This is a genomic window from Verrucomicrobium sp. BvORR106 (assembly GCF_000739655.1).
Classification (GTDB): domain Bacteria; phylum Verrucomicrobiota; class Verrucomicrobiia; order Verrucomicrobiales; family Verrucomicrobiaceae; genus Verrucomicrobium.
Genome location: NZ_BATR01000069.1, coordinates 46139 through 66133 on the forward strand (window position 1 = coordinate 46139; position 19995 = coordinate 66133).

General features: G+C 59.4%; 24 protein-coding genes. 19 read left to right on the top strand and 5 right to left on the bottom strand.

Going from position 1 to position 19995, the window contains the following annotated elements; genetic code table 11:
• Window positions 1-16 precede the first annotated feature (16 nt).
• Entirely contained in the window at window positions 17-1276 is a 1260-nt protein-coding gene (locus tag BV106_RS10575) for a hypothetical protein (RefSeq protein WP_038164266.1), read from the bottom strand.
• A gap of 61 nt (window positions 1277-1337) precedes the next feature.
• Window positions 1338-2189: a hypothetical protein gene (locus BV106_RS10580; RefSeq protein ID WP_038164268.1), complete on the bottom strand. Its 852-nt coding sequence runs from the start codon at window positions 2187-2189 to the stop codon at window positions 1338-1340.
• Window positions 2190-2670: 481 nt separating this feature from the next.
• Here BV106_RS10580 and BV106_RS10585 point away from each other — a divergent pair, with 481 nt between their 5' ends.
• The 4 genes from BV106_RS10585 to BV106_RS10605 all read left to right on the top strand — a co-directional run bounded on the left by BV106_RS10585 (window position 2671) and on the right by BV106_RS10605 (window position 6315).
• A complete protein-coding gene (locus BV106_RS10585) occupies window positions 2671-3096 on the top strand; it encodes a hypothetical protein (protein ID WP_038164270.1) in 426 nt (141 codons plus the stop codon).
• A 1605-nt stretch (window positions 3097-4701) separates the two neighbouring features.
• Window positions 4702-5241, top strand: a complete 540-nt coding sequence (locus BV106_RS10595; protein WP_038164275.1) for a GNAT family N-acetyltransferase — start codon at window positions 4702-4704, stop codon at window positions 5239-5241.
• A 16-nt stretch (window positions 5242-5257) separates the two neighbouring features.
• The gene (locus tag BV106_RS10600) at window positions 5258-5701 is read left to right on the top strand and encodes a hypothetical protein (RefSeq protein ID WP_265595532.1); all 444 of its coding nucleotides are present in this window, start codon (window positions 5258-5260) and stop codon (window positions 5699-5701) included.
• A 59-nt stretch (window positions 5702-5760) separates the two neighbouring features.
• Complete coding sequence (locus tag BV106_RS10605; RefSeq protein ID WP_038164377.1) at window positions 5761-6315, top strand: dihydrofolate reductase family protein; 555 nt, start codon at window positions 5761-5763, stop codon at window positions 6313-6315.
• Between the two features lie 19 nt (window positions 6316-6334).
• Here the strand turns inward: BV106_RS10605 and BV106_RS38295 are convergent, their stop codons facing one another.
• On the bottom strand, window positions 6335-6736 hold the full coding sequence (locus BV106_RS38295) for a hypothetical protein (RefSeq protein ID WP_265595533.1): 402 nt from the start codon (window positions 6734-6736) through the stop codon (window positions 6335-6337).
• Window positions 6737-7276: 540 nt separating this feature from the next.
• Between BV106_RS38295 and BV106_RS10615 the strand changes: the two genes are divergently transcribed.
• From BV106_RS10615 to BV106_RS35405, 13 genes are all read left to right on the top strand, one after another.
• Entirely contained in the window at window positions 7277-7744 is a 468-nt protein-coding gene (locus BV106_RS10615) for an HIT family protein (protein WP_051945620.1), read from the top strand.
• 26 nt (window positions 7745-7770) lie between these two features.
• Window positions 7771-8016: a hypothetical protein gene (locus tag BV106_RS10620; protein WP_038164278.1), complete on the top strand. Its 246-nt coding sequence runs from the start codon at window positions 7771-7773 to the stop codon at window positions 8014-8016.
• 109 nt (window positions 8017-8125) lie between these two features.
• Window positions 8126-8731 (top strand): hypothetical protein, encoded by a 606-nt coding sequence (locus BV106_RS10625; RefSeq protein ID WP_265595534.1) that lies wholly within the window; start codon window positions 8126-8128, stop codon window positions 8729-8731.
• A gap of 32 nt (window positions 8732-8763) precedes the next feature.
• Window positions 8764-9255, top strand: a complete 492-nt coding sequence (locus BV106_RS10630) for a hypothetical protein (protein ID WP_038164281.1) — start codon at window positions 8764-8766, stop codon at window positions 9253-9255.
• 172 nt (window positions 9256-9427) lie between these two features.
• Window positions 9428-9808 carry a hypothetical protein gene (locus BV106_RS10635; RefSeq protein ID WP_038164283.1) on the top strand — a complete coding sequence of 127 codons (381 nt, stop codon included), beginning with the start codon at window positions 9428-9430 and terminating at the stop codon, window positions 9806-9808.
• A 7-nt stretch (window positions 9809-9815) separates the two neighbouring features.
• The gene (locus BV106_RS38300; RefSeq protein ID WP_265595535.1) at window positions 9816-10223 is read left to right on the top strand and encodes a hypothetical protein; all 408 of its coding nucleotides are present in this window, start codon (window positions 9816-9818) and stop codon (window positions 10221-10223) included.
• A gap of 381 nt (window positions 10224-10604) precedes the next feature.
• Entirely contained in the window at window positions 10605-11249 is a 645-nt protein-coding gene (locus tag BV106_RS10650; RefSeq protein ID WP_038164289.1) for an HAD hydrolase-like protein, read from the top strand.
• 296 nt (window positions 11250-11545) lie between these two features.
• Entirely contained in the window at window positions 11546-11815 is a 270-nt protein-coding gene (locus BV106_RS10655) for a hypothetical protein (RefSeq protein WP_265595536.1), read from the top strand.
• 552 nt (window positions 11816-12367) lie between these two features.
• The gene (locus BV106_RS10660) at window positions 12368-13054 is read left to right on the top strand and encodes a hypothetical protein (protein WP_038164293.1); all 687 of its coding nucleotides are present in this window, start codon (window positions 12368-12370) and stop codon (window positions 13052-13054) included.
• Window positions 13055-13162: 108 nt separating this feature from the next.
• Window positions 13163-13792, top strand: a complete 630-nt coding sequence (locus tag BV106_RS10665; protein WP_038164295.1) for a hypothetical protein — start codon at window positions 13163-13165, stop codon at window positions 13790-13792.
• Window positions 13793-13837: 45 nt separating this feature from the next.
• The gene (locus BV106_RS10670; protein ID WP_038164297.1) at window positions 13838-14068 is read left to right on the top strand and encodes a hypothetical protein; all 231 of its coding nucleotides are present in this window, start codon (window positions 13838-13840) and stop codon (window positions 14066-14068) included.
• An 857-nt stretch (window positions 14069-14925) separates the two neighbouring features.
• On the top strand, window positions 14926-15303 hold the full coding sequence (locus tag BV106_RS10675; protein ID WP_265595537.1) for a hypothetical protein: 378 nt from the start codon (window positions 14926-14928) through the stop codon (window positions 15301-15303).
• 241 nt (window positions 15304-15544) lie between these two features.
• The gene (locus BV106_RS35405) at window positions 15545-15916 is read left to right on the top strand and encodes a hypothetical protein (RefSeq protein WP_051945622.1); all 372 of its coding nucleotides are present in this window, start codon (window positions 15545-15547) and stop codon (window positions 15914-15916) included.
• Between the two features lie 491 nt (window positions 15917-16407).
• Here BV106_RS35405 and BV106_RS10685 read toward each other — a convergent pair whose 3' ends face one another.
• Window positions 16408-17346 (bottom strand): rhodanese-like domain-containing protein, encoded by a 939-nt coding sequence (locus BV106_RS10685; protein ID WP_038164300.1) that lies wholly within the window; start codon window positions 17344-17346, stop codon window positions 16408-16410.
• A 65-nt stretch (window positions 17347-17411) separates the two neighbouring features.
• Window positions 17412-18086 carry a hypothetical protein gene (locus BV106_RS10690; RefSeq protein ID WP_038164302.1) on the bottom strand — a complete coding sequence of 225 codons (675 nt, stop codon included), beginning with the start codon at window positions 18084-18086 and terminating at the stop codon, window positions 17412-17414.
• Window positions 18087-18268: 182 nt separating this feature from the next.
• Between BV106_RS10690 and BV106_RS10695 the strand changes: the two genes are divergently transcribed.
• Window positions 18269-19624, top strand: a complete 1356-nt coding sequence (locus BV106_RS10695) for a response regulator (protein ID WP_265595538.1) — start codon at window positions 18269-18271, stop codon at window positions 19622-19624.
• An 89-nt stretch (window positions 19625-19713) separates the two neighbouring features.
• On the top strand, window positions 19714-19983 hold the full coding sequence (locus BV106_RS10700; RefSeq protein ID WP_038164306.1) for a MoaD/ThiS family protein: 270 nt from the start codon (window positions 19714-19716) through the stop codon (window positions 19981-19983).
• Window positions 19984-19995: the final 12 nt, after the last annotated feature.

Here is a 19995-nt window from a genome sequence, read left to right on the forward strand (position 1 = left end):
TCTCGATCAGCATACACTACTTTTTCAACAAGGTCATCACCCAATCCAGCGTCTCCTGCTCGCGGAGGATTTCGGTGTGCTCGTGCAGCAGGTGGCGGAAGGAGCCGGTGCTTTGCTTGATGCGGAGGTCGGTCTCGCTGACGACGGTGACGACCCCGTCGTTCTCACCGCGCAGGTAGAAGGGGCCGCCTTTGATCGAGCCATAGACTAGGTGGTGGACGGTCCCCTTCGGCAGCGGCGTGGCGTAGATGTGCAGGAGGTAATCACTGCCGGGCCGGACATCCAGCCAGGAGGGCACGGGCTTCTTCAAGTGACGGATGCCAGACTCGGCCGCCTGATGCCCGCCCCATGGGGTGGAGATGCTGACGAACTTGGGGATGAAGTTGACTCCCTCATCCTTGACCGCCTCGGTGATGGCCGTGCGGGAGACCAGCCCGCCCATGCTGTGGGCCACCACATAGCAGACGGGAAATTGGTGGCGCTGGCGGAGCCCCCGCAGGCCGGTGGCGAGCACACTGGAGACGCGGTCCAGCCGCATGCCGCTGGGGTAGTGGTAAAACCAGAACTGGTATCGTTTGCGGTCGAAGTGATCGATGAAATAACGAAAGTCCTGCGGGCTGCCGCCGATGCCGTACACAAACACCACGGGGATGCGGTGGGGATCGTAGGGCTCGGTGAAGTAGAGTCCGAGGGTGTTGGTGCTGAGAAAGTCGAGTGGACGCCAGAGGCCGCTGCCGCCCACCTCCGGGGCGAAGCGCGGCTCATCGAGAGAGGCCACGTCCCCCAGGGCGACCTGCGTGATGCCGCCGAGCGCTTTGTTTTCCACGGGCATCTCGATGACGGTACCGGGCGGCAGGTTGTGCTCGCGATGCAGGGTGAGCTTCCAGATTTTCACCCGTGCCTTTGGATCGCTCAGGGAGAGAGGCTGGACATCTTTGATGAAGTCCAGCGGCTCGCCCGCATCATAGTGGCGGTTGTCGTTCTCGTCCGTAAAAGCGCCGACGCGGTAGGTGCTATCGAGGCTTAGATTGAAGGCGGCGATGCCATCCGGGCGCACCTTCTGGAAGCCGGCGGAGTCCTTGCGCAGACCGTTCTCCATGCGCCACGCGAGAGCGTAGGTGGAGTGGCGGGCGTCCTTGGGCAGGTTCGTGACCTCGACGGCAATGCCGCCGCGGGACTCCAGGGTCTCCACCTGCTGACGGAGGCCCAGTAGGGAGCAGGAGCTCAGCAAGGGCAGGGCCAGCAGGAGGCCGACGAGGTGAAGGCGAGTCTGCATGAGCAAGTGCGTGTGGTGAGGCGGGGTGGGGTGGGAGCGGAGTGGAAGGGAGACGGAGCGCTCAAGCGCGGGGTGTTGGTGTGGAGGTGCTCTGAGCCGGGGGCTGGGGCGCGGGATGCCCTGTGAAGATCGGCGCCACGTGGTCCCGGATGAAGTCCTCCTTCACGTTGTCGAAGTGGTGGCCCTTGTCCTCGTCCTTCCGGAATTCCTTGGTGTAGTGGATGGTGACAATCTTCTCTGCGTAGAGGCGACGGGTGGCCGGGGAGGCCCCAGTTGGCAGCACGAACCCTTTGATGCCCGCACCGGGGTCGTGGAACTTCCGGTCCGCGGTGCCGGAGAGAGGCATGAGGATCTTGAGCATGCGGTCATGCGTGGAGGTGATGATGGTGAGCCGCTTCACGCGCTTGAGAGCCTGGGTCATGTCATAGTCCCGACTGATGGAGGCCCCGAGTAGCACGACGTGGTCCACCTGGACGGACTCCGGCAGGGCCTCCAGGGCAAAGACCGCCTCCGCCGTGCCTGCGGAGAAGCCCAGAATGCCCACGGGAGCATTCGGGTACTTCGTCTTGTACTTCAGGATGCTGGCGGCAGCCTGGGCGGCTTTGGCCCGCTTGTACTCCACGCTGGCATCCTGGTCTGCGATGAGGCCCTTGCCCGTCTCCCAAGTGACGAGTTCCCCGGCACCGGTGTACCCGGCATCCAGCATGCCGGCCACCACGCCAGCGGCGTAGTTGGATTTGTCGGTGCCGCCACCGGCGCCATCCATGTAGAAGATGCAGCCCCGGGTGAGCCGCTGCTTGTAGTCGGGGCGGTGCTGCGGCTTCCAGACCGGCTTGGTCTGGCAGGCGGGGACGGCAAGGAACAGGGCGAGGAGCAAGACCAGACGGACGGACAGCAGGATGGCGTTGTTCATGGGAACCAGAGGGGGATGCCAGTGAGCGGTAGGTCGCAACCAAGAGGATGCGGATGTCCGTGCAGTATCGGCAATAAGCGCGGGTAATGGAAGGGGTTTTTCAATGGAGTGGCATTCGGTGAGCGGTGAGTGGTGGAGTGGTGGAGTGGTGGAGTGGTGGAGTGGCGGAGTGGCGGAGTGGCGGAGGAAAGGTAGAAGAGCCGTCCCGGCTCTTGGCAGCGGGGGAGCGAAGAGGCGTGGTATGAAGGGCGATGGGGCAAAGTGGACGTGGGGCGCGATGAGGCGGTCCGGCGTCCCTCCGGGACGCGAGGGCGAGGGGGATTGATCAATCCGGTGGTGGAGGCCTGTCATCAGGCCGGGAACCACCGGATCAACGTGAGAGGAATTGTTTCCGTCCCGGATGGGGCGGCGGAAGGCTGGCCAACTGCGTCATGGTCGATGCTTGAGGAAAGTGGCAAGTTGGGTGTACACTGCTCTAAAGATGAAAACTCATTGGTTGCTCGCTGGTATTCTGTTTGGCTGCCTGCGGCTCGCGTGGGGCGGTGAGGAGCTCAAGATCACGGAGGCTGAACTTCGATCCTTGGAAGGGGAGTACACCTTCAATGCCTCCTGCACGGATGAGGCGGCAACCGTGAAGCTCAAGTTTCGACATGCGACCGAACGTGAAGGCAGTAGTGATGGCTGGCGTGCTGACGGAACCATGCACAACTCCGTTCACGGGACGGAAGTTCAGTTCAAAGGGGCGATCGTCTCCAGGATTGGAGAGGTGATCGTTGTTGACGGACAGTTCTTCGGCTTTGAACTTAACAACGGAACCCTTAACTGGACCAAAAACTACGAAAGAGAGCTTTATTTGAAGAGCAAGCCAAAGGTTGGAGAGGGCGGTAAAGTGAAGTTGGGGTCTTAAGATTGTATTCTGGATGACACGGCGACGGGTAATCGCGGACACTCTGGAGCAGTCTCCATTCCGGCTTCCCTCCGGGACGCGAGGGTGAGGGGGATTGATCAATCCGGTGGCTGTCACCACCGGCTACCATCCGGCGTCCCTCCGGGACGGAGGTGTGCAGCGTCATCAGGTGATTGTCGCGGGTGTGATTTTGCGACGTCTGTGACCGGCTGCTTGTGTGCGAGCCGTGGAAGATCGGCGCGTGGTGGCCAAGGAATGGGTCCCGGAGGGACCGTGGAAGGTAGCCGGTGGTGGAGGCCTGTCATCAGGCCGGGAACCACCGGATCAACGTGAGAGGAATTGTTTCCGTCCCGGATGGGACGGCGGAAGGTTGGCGGGTTGATGAACTCTATGGCTTTGTTGTTGTCGTGTCGAACAACATAGGATTATGTTCCAATGCCCTTGTGATATGCCTGCGACGATCGACCGAAATAGAAAAGGCTGCTCGTTTCAGCGAAGCTTGCGTCTATGAAAAGCGTGATGGGTCTCTAGATGTATGAGCGACTCCCGATCACAACCTCCCGTATCCGTTTTATTTCAATGGGACGGAGCTTCCTAAATGGTCGGCTCAGTGGCATCTGGTTCCCCTGGGCAGGTTGCTCAATGACTTTACAGATGGCCCGGCGACGGGATGGGATGAGTTTGTGGGATATCAGCACATCTGGCATCTCCAGTGTCGCATTGATCACGTGGGTTGGATCGACAGTGAGGACCCTGGGATTTTTTATGTCTGCGCCCAAGAGGTGCTCCGGGTGATGCTCTTGAACCGTGACCAGGTGGTTCAATCCATTGGAGGAAGAGACACCAAAGGTGAGTCCGAGAATGAAGTGCACCTCCAGATCGTTGAGGGAATTGCGAAGATGCTGGAACTGTGTGCCCGAGACGGGTGCGCCTTCTGGACGAGTGGGTATGAGGAGGACCGGCTTCGTGTTGAGGAATGGATGAAACGGAGCGCCCTGCCGCCTTCACATCCTGATTATCTTGAGCCTCCGCACGTGGGGCAACGCCGGTCTGAGCAGATTCGGCGGGCGGGCTTTCAGCTTTCAGAGCTGAGAAGGCTGGCTCAGCAGGGAGTTTTGGACAAGCGATTGAGGCAATTGGTGCATCAACTGCCTGAATTGACTGAGGATGCGCGGGGTTGATACCATGTCCCCCTCCGAGGGGGGCGCCGTAGTTCCGGCGTCCCTCCGGGACGCAATAGCGTGAGGGGCGGTGATCCGGTGGTTGTCACCACCGGCTACATTCCGACGTCCCTCCGGGACGAGGGCGTAGATCCAAGGGGCACTCTGTTGACGTATTGTGAGTCTTCGTGGACGATGGAGGTTGTTCGATTTAACCCCTAAAGAGTCATGCTCGGATTTGGATGGTGTCACCTGTGGCGGAAGGCTTGCAGGAGACGTGCGACTGACGAGCTGAAGCTCTGGACTACATTGCTTCTGATGGAAGCTTAAAGTAGTGCAGAGCTTTAGCTCGTGAGTTGGTGCCGTCAGCGAGTTGTGATGGCGATTAACGAGGGGATGCCATCCATTGATCAAATCCCGATCATTGCCTATTCCAATGAATCCAATGAAGAGCCCCGAGTCATTCACCATTCGCCGGGCCGCAGCAGACGGCAAAACCATCGAGGCCCTGGCTGACCTGACGCTCGATTGTGTGGAAGGCGGAGCTTCCATCGGGTTCATGCTGCCGCTGTCTCGATCCAGGGTGCTGCAATTTTGGGAGGAGGTGATGGCGGGCGCGGCGCGAGGCGAGCGCATCGTACTGGTGGCGGAGGACACGGTCTCCGGGATGATTTTAGGCACTGTGCAGTTGGTTCTGACCATGCCGGACAATCAGCCGCATCGGGCGGACGTGGCCAAGATGCAGGTGCACCGTGTTGCGCGTCGTCGCGGTGTGGGCAGTGCGCTCTTGCGGGCGATTGAAGAAGAGGCTCGCCAGGCTGACCGGACCTTGCTGGTGTTGGATACGGTCACCGGCAGCGATGCAGAACGTCTCTATGCCAGCCACGGTTGGGAACGTTGTGGCGTCATCCCGGAATACGCGCTCTGGCCCCAGGGAGGGTTGTGCAGCACGACGGTGTTTTATCGGCAGTTGGCACCTCATTGACGAGATGAGATCGGGCGTGGACAATACAGCGATGGCCATCGAGAATAGGTTCACGCTGCAATTCGTCTCTGCCGAGGAGTGGGTGGAAGTGGCCCAACGCTACCAGCATGAATACCCTACGACTCCGTCGACTGTTGGAATAGAGGTGGAAACTGAGCAGCGGATCCATGAGCAGTTGTGCCAGAAGTGGGTGAATGGATGGGACTTCTGTACCGCTATTGAGTTCTTCGGGGATCGTGGATTGAGCATTCTTTTGCAGAACCGCGCGATGGACTGGCAGAGCCTTTGGAACTGGCTTATGGCAGAGCACCCATCGATGCCTGAGGGCGTGATGATCAACTTCGAAGTTTGGGATAGCATCAGCGATGGAGTGATGACTGGCGGCGAGATGCTTCACCGGAGGTTGCTCTTGTCGGACGGAATCTATGCCGAGCGGATTGATGGCGGGTTGAGTGTATGAGCGATGACGTACGATCTGATACTTGATCCCTGACGGCTGGGCAGTACAGGATGGCCTCCATGAAAACCCAGTATTATACCGCGACCAGTCTTGATGGCTTCATTGCCACGGAAGACAACTCCCTTGAATGGCTGTTTCCCTTGGGAGAGCTGAATGAGTCCAGCTATCCGGCGTTCATTGCGGAGGTGGGGGCGCTGGCCATGGGCTCCACCACGTATGAGTGGATGCTGCGTAACGAGGAGAAGGTCGTGGCCGAGGTGGGCTCGGCGTGGCCGTATACTCAGCCGACGTGGGTTTTCACGAGCCGGGAGTTGCCCGGGATTGCAGGGGCGGACATCCGCTTTGTGCAAGGGGATGTGCGCCCGGTGCATGAGGAGATGAAAACGGCTGCCGGTGGCAAGAATCTCTGGGTGGTGGGCGGCGGCGATCTGGCGGGGCAGTTCTATGATGCGGGGCTACTGGACGAGCTGATCCTGCAGGTGGGTTCGGTGACCCTTGGCAAGGGCAAGCCGCTTTTTCCTCGTACCGTGTTGAGCCCGGTGCTGCGTCTCACGGCGGTGCGCCAGATGGGGGCGAGCATGGTGGAGATGCGGTATGAGGTGAAGAAGGGGTGAAGACCCAAAGCTTCAAACTTCAAACTTCAATCTTCAAACTCCCTGACACTGCGATGAAGAACGGATTGGCGAGGTATTTTCCTAGTGCGTTCCTTATCGCTATCACATGGTTGCCTGTGCTATTCGTGTTTCGGATGATCTCATCGACACCCGACACGGCCTCTTCTGGGGGGTGGCTTGTGGTGGCGATGTTGGTCGGTGTGCATGTGATCGGGGGAGGCTTGGGCTTGATCGGGAAGCCGGAATCACACAGCGCCCATCTGGGGGTCTTGTTGGCTCCCATCGTGTCTTTTGTCGTTTGGATCGTGGCCGCAAGTGGGTACGGAGTGTTTGTCAGGGGGAGTTCCGCGGGAGATGTGCTGAGGGGGTTGGTGTTGACCTCCATCGTAGTTGTCCCGCTTTGTGCGCCCGCTGCAGGCATGGCGCGGCTGGTCCAGATAGTGCGGGGGAGAGTTGTGGGCACGTGAAGGGGTAAGTGGAAGATCGCGGACAATGCTGTTCGTATTTGCGAACAACCCGCGGAACCGTCATGACAGTCCAAGGCGGCGAGGGGTGTCGGAGCCAGGCATGCGAAGTGTCCCGGAGGGACGCCGGACTGTAGCCGGTGGTGAAGGCCTGTCCGCAGGCCGGGAACCACCGGGTGAGGGGAGATGAGATTGCTTCCGTCCCGGATGGGACGGTGGATCGGTGAGGTGCGTTGGAGATAGGCTGTGTTCTTGCCCGGTTACATTGCGTCGGGTCGTTCCGGTGGTTGTCACCACCGGCTACGTTCCGATGCCGCTCCGGGACGATGCAGCGGAGTTGCGGGGCTAGATTAAGTTTTGCTCCTGGTATGCCGACGAGAGATGATCGCTATAGTACGGTGCCCGCTCAATGGCGCTGATCGATTCACTTGTACATTGACCAAACGTCAAAGTTTCCCCAGTCTTGTGGAGTGCTCTTTCTACAGGGCGGCTGCATTATGAGTGCCTGTATCTTCTGCCAGATCCTATCCCAGCAAATCCCCTCCGTGCGCGTGGCGGAGAATGATCTGGCGGTTGCCTTTCTGGACATTCGTCCGGTCAATCCGGGGCACGTCCTGGTGGTGCCGCGGCGTCATGTGGCTTCGTTCACCGGGCTCACGGATCTGGAGGGGGCGCAGGTGTTTGATCTGGTGCGGCGGGTGGGACGGGCGCTCAAGGCCGCCTTGCCGGGATGTGAGGGAGTGACGCTTTCTGCGGCCGATGGAGAAGCGGCCCATCAAGAAGTGCCTCATGCGCATTTCCATGTCATTCCGAGATCACCGGAGGATGGGTTTGGCTGGCGGCGTTTTGGTGAGCTGGCTGGACGGGAGGCGTTGGAGGAAACGGGCATCTTGATCAGTCTGGCGATGGCCTTGTCACAGGATGCCGAAGTGAACCCGGCACGCTCGCCGGGAACAAATGGCTGAAGGATGACAACACGATTAGCTACGCCATGAAGAATGTTTCTATCGGTCTCGTCATCTTGGTCGGGTGCTACTTTGTCTCCTGGACGGTGGCGTTCGTCGGAGTCAATGGTCCGGAGTTTTCCCGCTACTTCGAGTACCTTGAGCTGTTCTGGACTCTGAGTGGGCTCGAACGGCCCGCGGTGACTGGGGTGATCAGCATCGGGCTGACCATCCCTCTGGTTGCGGGTGTTGTTTGGTATTTGCGGCGGAGGCGGCAATGCTCCAACGTGTGATGTCGCAACGGGTGCTTGAGTCATTCACAGTGGCGATTGATGCGTCTGCATCTCCTGCGAGGTCTATACAATGAACCTTAAGCGGTGCATCATTCCTGGCTTGGTCATCATGCTCGGTTGTACCATTGGCCTCTGGTCACTGCTTACTTCAAGGGGGGAGTTTCGCCATGCGCCTCCAGCACCGCTGGCGATCATCCCGATGGAGCAAATGCGCTCGTTGGATCCGGCCTTGCTCGAGGTGGTGGCCGACTTTTCCCTGGACGGCCGCTTCACGAAAGTCAGAAGTGCCCACCTCACTTCGTTCGTCTCTTCCCATAATGCGCAACCCGACAAGAATCCGCCACGTCTCACCGAATGGCGCTTCTACGAGCGAATTGCTTTTGGAGACTACGTAAACAACCAACGTGACAAGATGGAGCGCCACTTGCGGTTCCGAGTGAGCAACCCTTCAGGAATGAGCATCCCGCCCGAACGATTGCGACTCCAGATTGAGACGGGCTTGGACCGCAAGCAACTCGCGTTCTCCTGGGTGAACGGGTCCCTCGTTTCCTCTCCGTTTCTCTTTGTGACGGAGGATCGACCGCCGTACTACGTAGGGCTGACTGAGATTCTCAATGACGAACGAAAGGCAACCTATCACTACGGTCTTTACGAGGTGAGGCAACCCAAAAACCAGCAAGATGCGGGAGGCAACGATACAAGCTTTGGTAATTGATGTTTGTGAAAACGGTCCAACGTTAGCTCACTATGCCAAAGTACTTCGCTCTGATCTTGCTACTGGCGCTGATGGGCGCCTGCTCAAAGCCAACCCCGGGCCCGGAGGGGATCGCCCAGCTTGATGAGGTTCAGTCCCTTGCTGAGAGGTTTGTGTTGCACGGTGAGTCCGGTGCGATTCTCGCTCATCTCAATCTCGACGGCGTGCCGCCCGATGCCGCCCAGAAGGCAAGGATCACATTCGAAAAGTGGCGCGGCGTGCCGGACCATCTTAAACACACCGGGACACAAGTGCTGTCTTTTACCGAATACGAAGCCCAGCGGCGGGAGGACAAGAAGGACCTCTCCGAAGAAATGCGGAATGCTCTGCTCTCGGGCATCCGATGGAACGTGACGCCTGAGAAGCTGATTGTCTTCACCTTCGGCAGCAAAGATCCCAAGGATACGACGACAATAGTGCGGTGGTCTGCTGGGGCATATCAGTCGAACGGCCTCTGGTATTTCGCCGCGAGCTACATCCCCTGAGGCCTGGGTAGGCGGGCCAACGGGGACGCCATGAGGTGGCAGACATTCATTCATGCGTTCATCCGGTGGTTGTCCCCGCCTTCTCTCGCTCCATCAGGCAACGATTTGGAGCTTGATGCGGCGGGGCTCGACCGGCAGAATAGGGAGCGTCCATTCACTCAGCGACTGACCGATGAAGGTGAAAGCAGTTTCACGCAATGATCTGGCAGGCTGGTGGAGCCGGTGGGCCCTGGTCGGGATCTTTGCGTGCGGCATGCTTCTTGCCCTGCGTAGTGACACCACAAAAGGGACGGTTGGCGTCAAAGTAGTCTTCGAGTACGCACGCTCTGTCGAGCCCGATGGGAAGCATAGGATCACCAAGGTCGTCGCATGGCGGGATGGCATGACGGCGGCTGGAGCGATCATGGCTGCCGGCGGATATCAGTCGTCTTACATCCGCAAAGGGAAGGTGATTCGGGGATCCGCTGAGATACCACTCGACTTGAAGAGGATGGTGATGACTGGGGAAGGCGATGTCCGCATTCAGGCGGAAGACACAGTCCTCTTGTATTAGGGATGCCATGAAGCGATGGGAAAAGATTCTGGCTTGGTGCTTGTTTGCGCTGCTATGCGGAGCAGCGTGCCTGGCCGTTGTAATTTATGACCACGTCCATCAGACGGTGCCGGATTGTGATGCTCAATGGGCGACAGCTGAGTTGATCATTGCTTACAGAAAAGACAGGGGAACCATGCCGGCTGGCTGGTCGCATCTGCAGCCTTACTTCAAGGATGCGGCGCGTCATCTCGGCGGTCAGTCGTTTGAACAGATTCAGCGTCGTATCCATGTTGATTTCTCTGCGCTGCCCCAGTTGGAGCTGGGCCATGGTGATGGGCGAATGCCGGAGGTCATCACCTGTGCGAGTGGAATTGGAGCTCACTGGAGTGGAGCGGAACCAAACGAACTGGTGAATGAGGAGTTCAGGAAGTAAGTGGGAAACGAAGGCTGGTCTTGTTTTGTGTAGGGATCCAGATTGTGCAACGATCCGTATCGGCGCTTGATGTTGAAACCAGAAGAAGTCGAGATCACCCTTGGGAGGGCCGAGGGAGGAGATTTCATGCTGATTGAGCACAAGCCTACTGGCGTACGCCTAGGCATGGGGCCGCCATTGCCAAGTCCGATGAAAGCGAGACTCGAACTGCTCCAGCAAATGGAGACAGAATTGCGCCAGAGGGGGCTAACTCAGTATATTCTCGCCGACAAGAGGCTCAAATAAACAGGGCCCATGGGAGCTTTGTCGTCGGTTGCAATCCGGGCGGATCCGGTGATGAGTCAGTAAAGTTTGCCCTTGGCATCCGCCACCTGTTCCCCTATGCACCTCCTCTTCGATCTCGACGGAACCCTCACGGATCCCTTTCCGGGGATCACCCGGAGTATTCAGCATGCGCTGGCTAGTCTGGAGGTGGTGCCACCTCCTGCCGAGAACCTGGGATGGTGCATCGGGCCGCCGCTGAAGAAGAGCTTCGCCACGCTGCTGGGCCCGGAGAAGGAGCATCTGGCGGAGGAGGCACTGGGGAAGTACCGCGAGCGGTTCGGGACGATCGGGCTGTTTGAAAACGCGGTGTATGCCGGCATTGTGGAGACGCTTGAGGCGTTGCAGCAGAGGGGGCACGTCATCCGGGTGGCCACTTCCAAGCCGACGGTCTTTGCCCGGCGGATCGTGGATCACTTTGGGTTAAACAAGTATTTCCACACGGTGGATGGCAGCGAGCTGGATGGCACACGGACGGAGAAGATCGAGCTGATTGCGTACATCCTGGAGCGGGAGGCCATCCGCCCTGAGGAGGCGGTGATGATTGGGGATCGCGAGTACGACATGAGGGGCGCGAGCCACAATGGGGTGAGGGGGTTGGGTGTGTTGTGGGGCTATGGGACGCGGGAGGAGCTGCAGGCGGCGGGTGCCGCGGCGTGCGTGGCGGAGCCAGCGGAGCTTCTGGGGCTGGTGGAGAGGCGTTGAGCGGGAGGAGGGGACGGAGTGATGGAGAAGTGGAGTGGTGGAGTGGTGGAGTGGTGCCGATCCGGCGTCCCTCCGGGACGCGAGGGCGGTGGGATGGTGTGATCCGGTGGTTGTCACCACCGGCTACAGTCCAGCGTCCCTCCGGGACGGGGAGGGGCTCGCTTATTGCGCTGCCAGATGGAGCGTCTGACATCCTCTTTGCATTGGACAATGGTGACCTGCCCCTGTTCCAGGATGATAGTGGGTTGAAAGTGAGACGCGGTAAGGTATGGGGAGAACATCGCATCCAAAAAGATATGCAGTTCGACGCACCCAAAGTTCTTGAAGCGCTGGATGCGGAATGGCGATGGGTGTTGCTGAAGATGGATGCGGTCCTGGCAGTGAGTTCCATGGGGAATGTCCTGCTGCGGAGCGTGAACAGATGCTATTGGCGGGTATGTCCGGAAGAACTGTCGGCGGTGAGGTTTGCTGCCGATGACGACGAGCTTGAGGCCGCCTTTGCCGATCCTGAACAGAAGTCTGACTGGCAGATGGCGGCCCTGGTGGAGGAATTGGTGGGGGCTTAAGGCGAGCCGGCAGTTGGAGAGTGCTTTGGACTTGTTGTGCCAGCAGTGCTTGGTGGGAAGTATTCTGTGAACAACATTCGCCGCCGCGGCCTGTATGAGTATTTGCGATTTACCGGTGACATCGGGAATCAAACCAAAGAGATGAAGGATGGAGAAAAGCTAGTGTTTAGGTTTGAGTGAAGGCGGGGTGGAAGCTGGTGATGGCTTGAAGCCGATCCGGCGACCCTCCGGGACGCGAGGGCGGTGGAGGAGGATGATCCGGTGGTTGTCTCCACCGGCTACAGTCCAGGCGTCCCTCCGGGACGGGGACTTCGAAGGCAATGGTAAGGAGGAGTGGCAGGTGGGGGAAAGTGCCTGTGCATATTTGTCTTCGCCCGATGTCTGTTTCAGTCTGTAGGGCATGCGCTCCACGTGTCTCGCATTGCTCCTAAAGGTGGTAATACCGCAAGTTCGGATGGCCCTACGACCCAGGGTGGCTGGAAGTTTGATGCAGGTTAGAGTTGATCGAATTGTCAGGTGCATGACTCTTGCTGAAACACCGTGCGGGCCCTCATGAGCAAACAAGTCACTCAGATTACATGGCTTCTCGCATGCCTAGTGGCCGTCACCGCCTTTGCGACGGAGCCGAAGTCCGATGACGTTCCGAAGACGATCGCATCCGTGATGGATGGCACCCCTAGGGTGACGTTCTCCCCGTGCCCGGATGAACCGCAGATTGTGGCGGCTTACAGTGAGAGGGAGCCTCAGTGGTGGGGACGGTTGCAAGTGTTTCACCGCAAAGGAGACGCCATTCCCTGGGAGTACGTCTTTCCGGAGGACTACGAAGAGTATCGCGGGCACTATGTGGTGCGATTCCGCTGGGTTCGGCTGGAGCGGATCGCAAAGCCCGTATTGGAGGTGATCGAGAGCACCCATATGGGCAACGGCTCATTGCGAATCTGGGAGGTGGAGGGGCGAAAGTTGCGACTGATGCTGGATACGACGGTGCGGGGGCGCTTCTGGTCGGTGCCGGAGGCGTTTGGCGTGCCAGAGAATGGAGAGGCCCGCTTCGAGGGCGACCACTTGCAGGTGGAGTACCGTCGTGCGGCGGATAAGTCGTCGGATGTTGTCTCTTTGACGGGTACAGTGGCGATTCAGGATCTTGAGGGGAGAGCGTTGCCTTCGCGGAGGTTTGAGCAGATCTGTGTGTGGGATGCGGAGAAGCGAATCTTTGTGGCGCAGAGTCCGACGACGCCGTGAGCAACGTGACCGGGGAATTTGGAGGACTTGGTGACCAGGTAGCGTTCGGCACGTGCAACCACTGAATCCAAAGCTTGCGCCGGTTTGAACCGTCAGGCAGTTTGGCATATGAAGCAACCCGAGATCAAAGCTGCGTTGATTCGTGCATTGGAGGACGAAATGGATTCCCCCCTTACGGCACTCGGTTATCACCGACCACCCAAAGGACTGGTCTATTCGCGGCAAGAGGGCGGAATGAAATGTCAGTTTGCCTTCGAGTTCGCAAGTAATCCAAGTTACGCGGTTGGGGCTATAGCGCATCTGACTCCTGCCCTCCGAACGGCCAATGCTCGAATCTCGGAACTCGCCCTTCAATTGACGGAAGATCCTTGGCTTCTCGCGAATGCCCCAGACGTGATCCAAAACCAGCGCCTTACGTTGGTGACGAAGCCGCACATGCCGGAATGCTATCTCGCTAATTTTTCCCAAGTGAGAGACGCTACAAAAGGAATCCTTAGCAAATTCATCGAGCACGGTCTGACATTTCTCGAGGATTACTCGACACCGAGAGGCATTGTGAGCCAATATGAGGCCGGAGATTCGCGGGGGTTGCTTCAACAGCACTATTATGTCTATGTCGTAGCTGCGTCGCTGCTGGAGGGCAGGACGGAGGTCGCGAAGACGATTGTGGAGGACAAATTTTCGAAACCCGGAGTCAAGAAGCGATTCGAAGCCCTCTGGAGGAACGTGAATGCCTGAGGGCGTGTCGCGGATAGTGAATGCTCTCAAGTTAGTTTCGTTCCAATGATTCAAGCAGGCAACAGAGTCAGGTTTGTGAAGATGCCGGATTGGGTGGCTGAGCTTCCTGAGGAAAGCCGCCGCATCTTCGAATTCTGCTTGGGGAGAATCTACTTGGTTAAAGAGGTCGAAGAACGAGGGCTGTGCGTTGTTGACGTGAGCCCGGAGGTTGATGAACGGTTTGGTGGTTTCATGAATGACCTTCGGCTTGAAGAGGATTGTTTGGAGCAGTTGTGATTCTGGGTATTGGTGGCACTGCTGTGAATGAGCGGAGCTGGGAGATGATGGGTTCCGGTGAGTGTCTTAAGGTGGAGAGGGAGCGTGGTCGGCTTCCACACCTGATGGATCGTGTGGCGATGCACCCAGGGTTGACTCGCTTAGGCTCGTCCAACCACTGGGCTGTGGTAGATATCCCTTTCAGCGTCAATAACCGATTAAAATCGGAACAGTGTTCCAGGGAAGTTGGATGCCGGAGGCGACGTCGCTGGCATCCGCTCCGGGATGCAATACTGAATCTGAACTTCCGGAGGTATCAGTCGCTACGCTCCTTCAACCGTCCGGCTAATGGCTTTGATGCCTCCGGCATCGGGCAATCCGGGCGGGGCCACCATCAGATCGTCAAAGTCGACAAGCCAACTTCCCGATGAGGGATGAGCTTCGAGCGGTGCCAGGTGTTTTTAGCGAGGATCGGGCGAAGGCTTGGAGAGCGTGGAGTGAAGCCGATCCGGCGTCCCTCCGGGACGCGTGGGAGGGGGGGCGGTGTGGTCCGGTGGTTGTCACCACCGGCTATAGTCCAGCGTCCCTCCGGGACGGGGGCTTTGAAGGCAATTGTAAGGGGGAGTGGGAGATGTCCGTGACTGGGTGCGCTCGTGAGTTTGGAGCTGGGTTGCGGAGTTCTGGGAACTGGCACTGAGGAGGCCTCCATACACGGAGGAAGATGACAGGGGAGCGGCGAATTGGAGTGGACGGCATGATCAGATCGCGATTTTTTCGATCTGTAGGCCGCCATAGATCTGGTGGTGGGTCAGAAGCTGGGCTAGTTTGCTGTGGAATTTTATCCTTCCTTCATTCCAACCACCTCTCTGAACCTCACTATGGACGGCAAAACTCTCGTCACCCGCATCGCCCTGTTGATCATCGGCTTCTCACTGCTCAATGCTGTCTTGTGGGGCGTCTTGGTCGGCACCCGTGGCCTTGCTGGAAATGTGGCGGGTCTGGTGGTCAACGTGGTGCTGGCCGTGTTTCTCATCTCTGGCCAGGGGTGGGCGCGGTGGATCACGGCTGCTCGTTGTGGGGTGGGGGCCATCATCACGTTTGCCTCATGGACTCAGCTGGGGAATCTGAACGTGAGCTTTTTCTCCATCATCCGTTTGTGGCTGCTTTTCTCTGTCCTGTTCTCGGCCGCGATCGGGGTTTATCTTGTGCTCTCAAAGCGGGTGAATGATCACTTCAATCCGGGGTCGGGCTTTTGATCGACGGAGCGGAAATGACATCGGGAGATCAAAGAGACTGCGGCATGACCCAGCTTCTGCGATTTCGTGGCTCGGTTAACCGAGATCCGGGCATTGAGGTCTGGATGGATGGGCATGCTGGTGAGTTATGCGGGATGGCGCGTCGATGGTTTGAGGTGATGCGCCAGTGTGGCGATGACGTGCGGGAGGTGGGCCGGGGCAAGGTGATGGGGAGGCGTGAAAGTGGCGTATCGCATCTGTTATGGAGGATTTTGTTCCCAGTTATGAGGTCGTTGATGCGGTGGAGCATCAGAAGCTACACGCGGCGACCTTCGAGTTGCCCGATGAATGGAATCGTCAGCGCCTGGAGGTGGGAGAATGGGGCAAGGTGATGTTTCGCTTTCCCGTTAATCGTGATCCTGAGGTGGAGCGTCTGTGGGTGCGCGTCACCGGGTACACGTCGTTGGGTTACAAGGGGGTGCTCGACAACGATGCGTCAAACACTGAGCTTATCAGGACTGGTGAGGTGATCGAGTTTGAGCCGAGACATGTGATCAGCATCTGGCCGCCGAGGTTCTATTTTGATTCGCTGACGTTGGAGGAAGACGAGGGGAATGAGGGAGAGGCGAAGTGAGGGGGTGCGAGGCCGCGTGATGTGAGAGATGGGTCTCCGTGTGAGTCGGGGGTGGCAGTTCGTTTTTGCCGGCTTCCCCACCTGATCTTGATGGGGTGCGGGTACCCAGGGTTGACTCGCTTAGGGCTCGTCCAACCGCTGGGCTGTGGTAGATATCCCTTTCAGGGATGAGCTTCGGAGGGGGGCGAGGAGACGTCGTGGGCGGCTTGTAGAGTGAGCCGCGTAAACGCGGTACTCCAACCCTGTTTGCGGATCTTGTAGGGATGCCAGGGGGTGTTTTGGTTTGGCGGGACTCGTCTGCCGGGAGTCGGAGAACGGAAGCCACGGCGCGTTTGCCTCGAATCAATTCTTTCCTAAAACCTCTGTGCCCTCTGCGTCTCTGTGGTTAAACCTGAACCCGCAAAACAAAAAAGCATGCCCTCTTGCGAAGGCATGCTTTGGGGTGTGATTCCTGAGCTGAACCAAACCGGAGGCAGACGCTGGTCTGCGCCTTATTTGCCGGCGGTTTTTGGGGCGTCGGTTTCGGCGGGGAGGGACTTGTCCTTGAGCCAGACGTATTCCTTCCAGGCGCCTTCATAGAGGCGGACGTTGGGGTAGCCGGCCACGTGCTTGAGGTAGAAGCGCAGGAGGCTGCCTTCGCGGGAGGTGCCGCAGTAGCACATGATCTCCTTGTCCTTGGTGATGCCGGCGGCTTCGAGGTCGGCCTTCACTTCGGAGAAGGGTTTGAACTTGTGGGTGTTGTCCTTCTCGGTGAGGCGGGCCCAGTGGAAGCTCACCGCGCCGGGGATGTGGCCTTTGCGCAGCCAGACTTCGTCCTGGCCGAGGTATTCGTTGATGGGACGGGCATCCACGAGGATGACGCCTTTTTTGTCCTTTTTGGCGATCACTTCATCTGCGGTGAGGGCGACTTCGGGGTTGCCTTTCTCCGGGAGTTTCCCGGCGGGGTTGCCGAAGTATTCCTGGGTGGGCTTGAACCCGGCTGCCTTCCAGGCGGGGAGGCCGCCGTCGAGGATGCGGATGTTCTGGATGCCTTCCTTCTCGAGCACGTGCACCACCATGGTGGCGCTGAGGATTTCGTCGTTGGGGAGGGCCTCACCGGTGGCGTACACGATGTGGAGGCGGTCCTTGTCGGCACCAGCGCGCACGAGGAGGGCCTTGGTCAGGTCCTCGGGCAGGTACTGCACGGGCACGGCATGGTCGGTGCCGCGCAGGGTGTCGAAGTTGATGTGGTGGGCGGTGGGCAGGTGGCCGCGGAAGTAGTCCTTGTAGCCGCCGCGGGTGTCGAGCACGATCGGGCGCTTGGCGGGATCCGGATTCTCGATGAGGGCCTTGGCGTCGGCGGGGCTGATGAGGCCGATCTCGGCCTGGGCCATGCCGGCGAGGAGGGTGGTGACGCCGAGCACGGCGGCAGCGAACAGAGTGGGTTTCATGGGTAGGTTACTTGTCGACTGAACAGGTTTGCGGATGAGGAAAGGGGAGGATCGCTCCGTGAGATCTAGAACTTGAAGACGAAGTTCAGCTTCACGGTGTAGATGGTGTCGCCATCGTCGAAGGGCTGGCTGGCCCAGGACTCGAGCACGACGTTCTCATGCACGGCGTAGAGGAAGCCGAGACTGCCCATCCACTGGGACTCGTCCTGGACCTGGGTGAAGTCGCTGCGCAGGGTGAGGTCGCGCTCGAAGAGCTTCACGGTCTTGTCCACACCGAGCAGGACGCTGTTGTTGTCCGTCTGGAAGCCGTAGCCGGCGTGGGCGCGGAAGAGGCCGCCGAAGTCATGCGAGAGCACGAGGTAGCTGAAGGGATCGCCCGCGCGGTCGCGGTCGTCTTCCGTGATGGCGATGTTCGCCACGCCGATGCCGAGGGAGGGGAGGCCTTCACCGAAGGGGAGGCTGTACTTCGCCTGGAGCACCACGGGGCCGCCCTTGTCCGGGAGGATGTGGGAGTCCGCGCCGAACTCGAACTTCTGGCCGAAGAGGTCCAGGCCGGTCTTGAAGCCGAGGGTGAGGTCGGCGTCCTTGTCGTTGCCGAAGTTCGTGAAGCTCTGGATGACGAGCACGCCGGGAGGGGTGACGTCGGCGGTGGGGATGTTGTTCAGGCCGCTGGGGGTGGCGAAGGCCATGGGAGAGGCGGCCAGGGCGGTGCAGAGGGCTGCCAGGAGGCGTGTTTTCATCAAGGAAGGGTTGAGGATGGCGTTGGAGTGAGGGTGTTGTCGGGCTATATGCGCATAAGCGCAGGCAGACAAACAAGCGAGTCACTGTGGATCTTGCAATCCATTTGTGACAGTCGCGTTTGGTGGTGGGCACCCCACATTGGCAGTTGCACCCGCGCGACAGCCGCCTTTGTTTCACCCCAGTGAGCCAAAATCCCCCTGCACGTACCAAACCCGCGCGCATCCTCGTGGTTGAAGATGCCAACATCATTGCGCTGGCCATGAGCTACGCCCTGGAGGGGGCGGGTTTTCATGTGGATCTGGCCGCCGATGGCGAGGAGTGCATCGTGAAGGTGCGGGAGGATCTGCCGGACCTGATCTTGCTGGATATCATGATGCCCAAGATGAACGGCATCGAGGCGCTGAAGATCCTGCGGGCGGACGAGAAGACGAAGGACCTGCCCGTGATCGTGTGCAGTGCGAAGGACTTCAAGACCGAGCGCCAGGCGGCGGCGGAGCTGGGAGCGCTGGACTACCTGATCAAGCCCTTCAACCCCGCGGATCTGGTGCGGAAGGTCTCCGCCGCCCTAGGCGGCACAATGGTGGCCGATGCGCGAGCGGCGGGAGCGGGGGTGCTGCCAGCCTCAGCGGTGCCGATCAGCTACCAGCCGGTGCTGGACACGCGGCGCACGCACTTCACCCTGTGGGGCACGCGCGGGTCCACACCCACCGTGGGGCATCGGTTCCAGCGCTACGGCGGGAACACCTCCTGCATGTCTTTTGCGGTGGGGAATGACCTCCTCATCTTTGATGCCGGGAGCGGCATCCGGGAGCTGGGAAATCACATTCTGGAGGGCGGGCCGCGGAAGTTGCATCTCTTCATCACCCACACGCATTGGGACCACATCCAGGGTTTCCCCTTCTTCACCCCGGCGTATCTGCCGGGCTTCGACATCACGGTGTACGGCTCCACGGGTTTTGGGAAAAACCTGGAGGCGCTCTTCCGCGGTCAGCTCGATCGCGACTACTTCCCCGTGCAGATGGAGGACATGCGGTCCAACTTGCGCTTCCAGCACATCAGCGACAAGCCGGTGGAGATCGGCAATGCGCGGGTGACCTGGGAGTTCTCCCACCACCCGCTGCCGACGGTGGGCTACAAGGTGGAGACTGGCGAGCAGTCCGTCGTTTGGATGCCGGATGACGAGTTCCTGCAGGGTTACACGGGCGCGCCCCATGCCCTAAGCCGGTATCACCCCCAGGTGGCACCGTTTGAAAAGATCGTCTCCTTCCTCAATGGGGTGGACGTGGTGCTGCATGAGGCCCAATACATGGCGGACGAGTACCCGTCCCGGATCGGCTGGGGCCACTGCTCCCTACCGAACGCGTGTGCGCTGATGAAGCTGGCGCGGGTGCAGCGCTGGATCGTGACGCATCACGACCCCATGCATGATGACGTGTTCCTGGACCGGAAGCTGTGCCTCACCCGGCAGATCCTGGAGGACATCGGCCACGCCATTCCCGTGTCGCACGGGTTTGATGGGATGACGGAGTTTCTTTGAGCGGGCTCCCAGGCCGGTGTGAAATCGGCTTGCCTCCCGAGGGGGCTTTTCGTTAGGCTGGCGCAGCCCCTGAGCCGGGCTGCCCCCGTATGCCCACGGTCGAATTCACCGCCAATCTCGCCCGCCAGACGGCCTCTGCTGCGTGCGAGGTTTCAGGAGACACGGTGCGGGAGGCCCTGCTGGCGGCGTTTGAGCGGCAGCCCCAGTTGCAGGGGTACATCCTGGATGACCAGGGGGCGTTGCGTACCCATGTGGTGGTGTTTTTGGATGGGCAGACCCTCCGGGATCGCAAAAAGTTGTCGGACCCTGTCTCGCCGAACTCGGAGATATTCGTCATGCAGGCGTTGTCTGGCGGCTGAACGAAGCCGCTG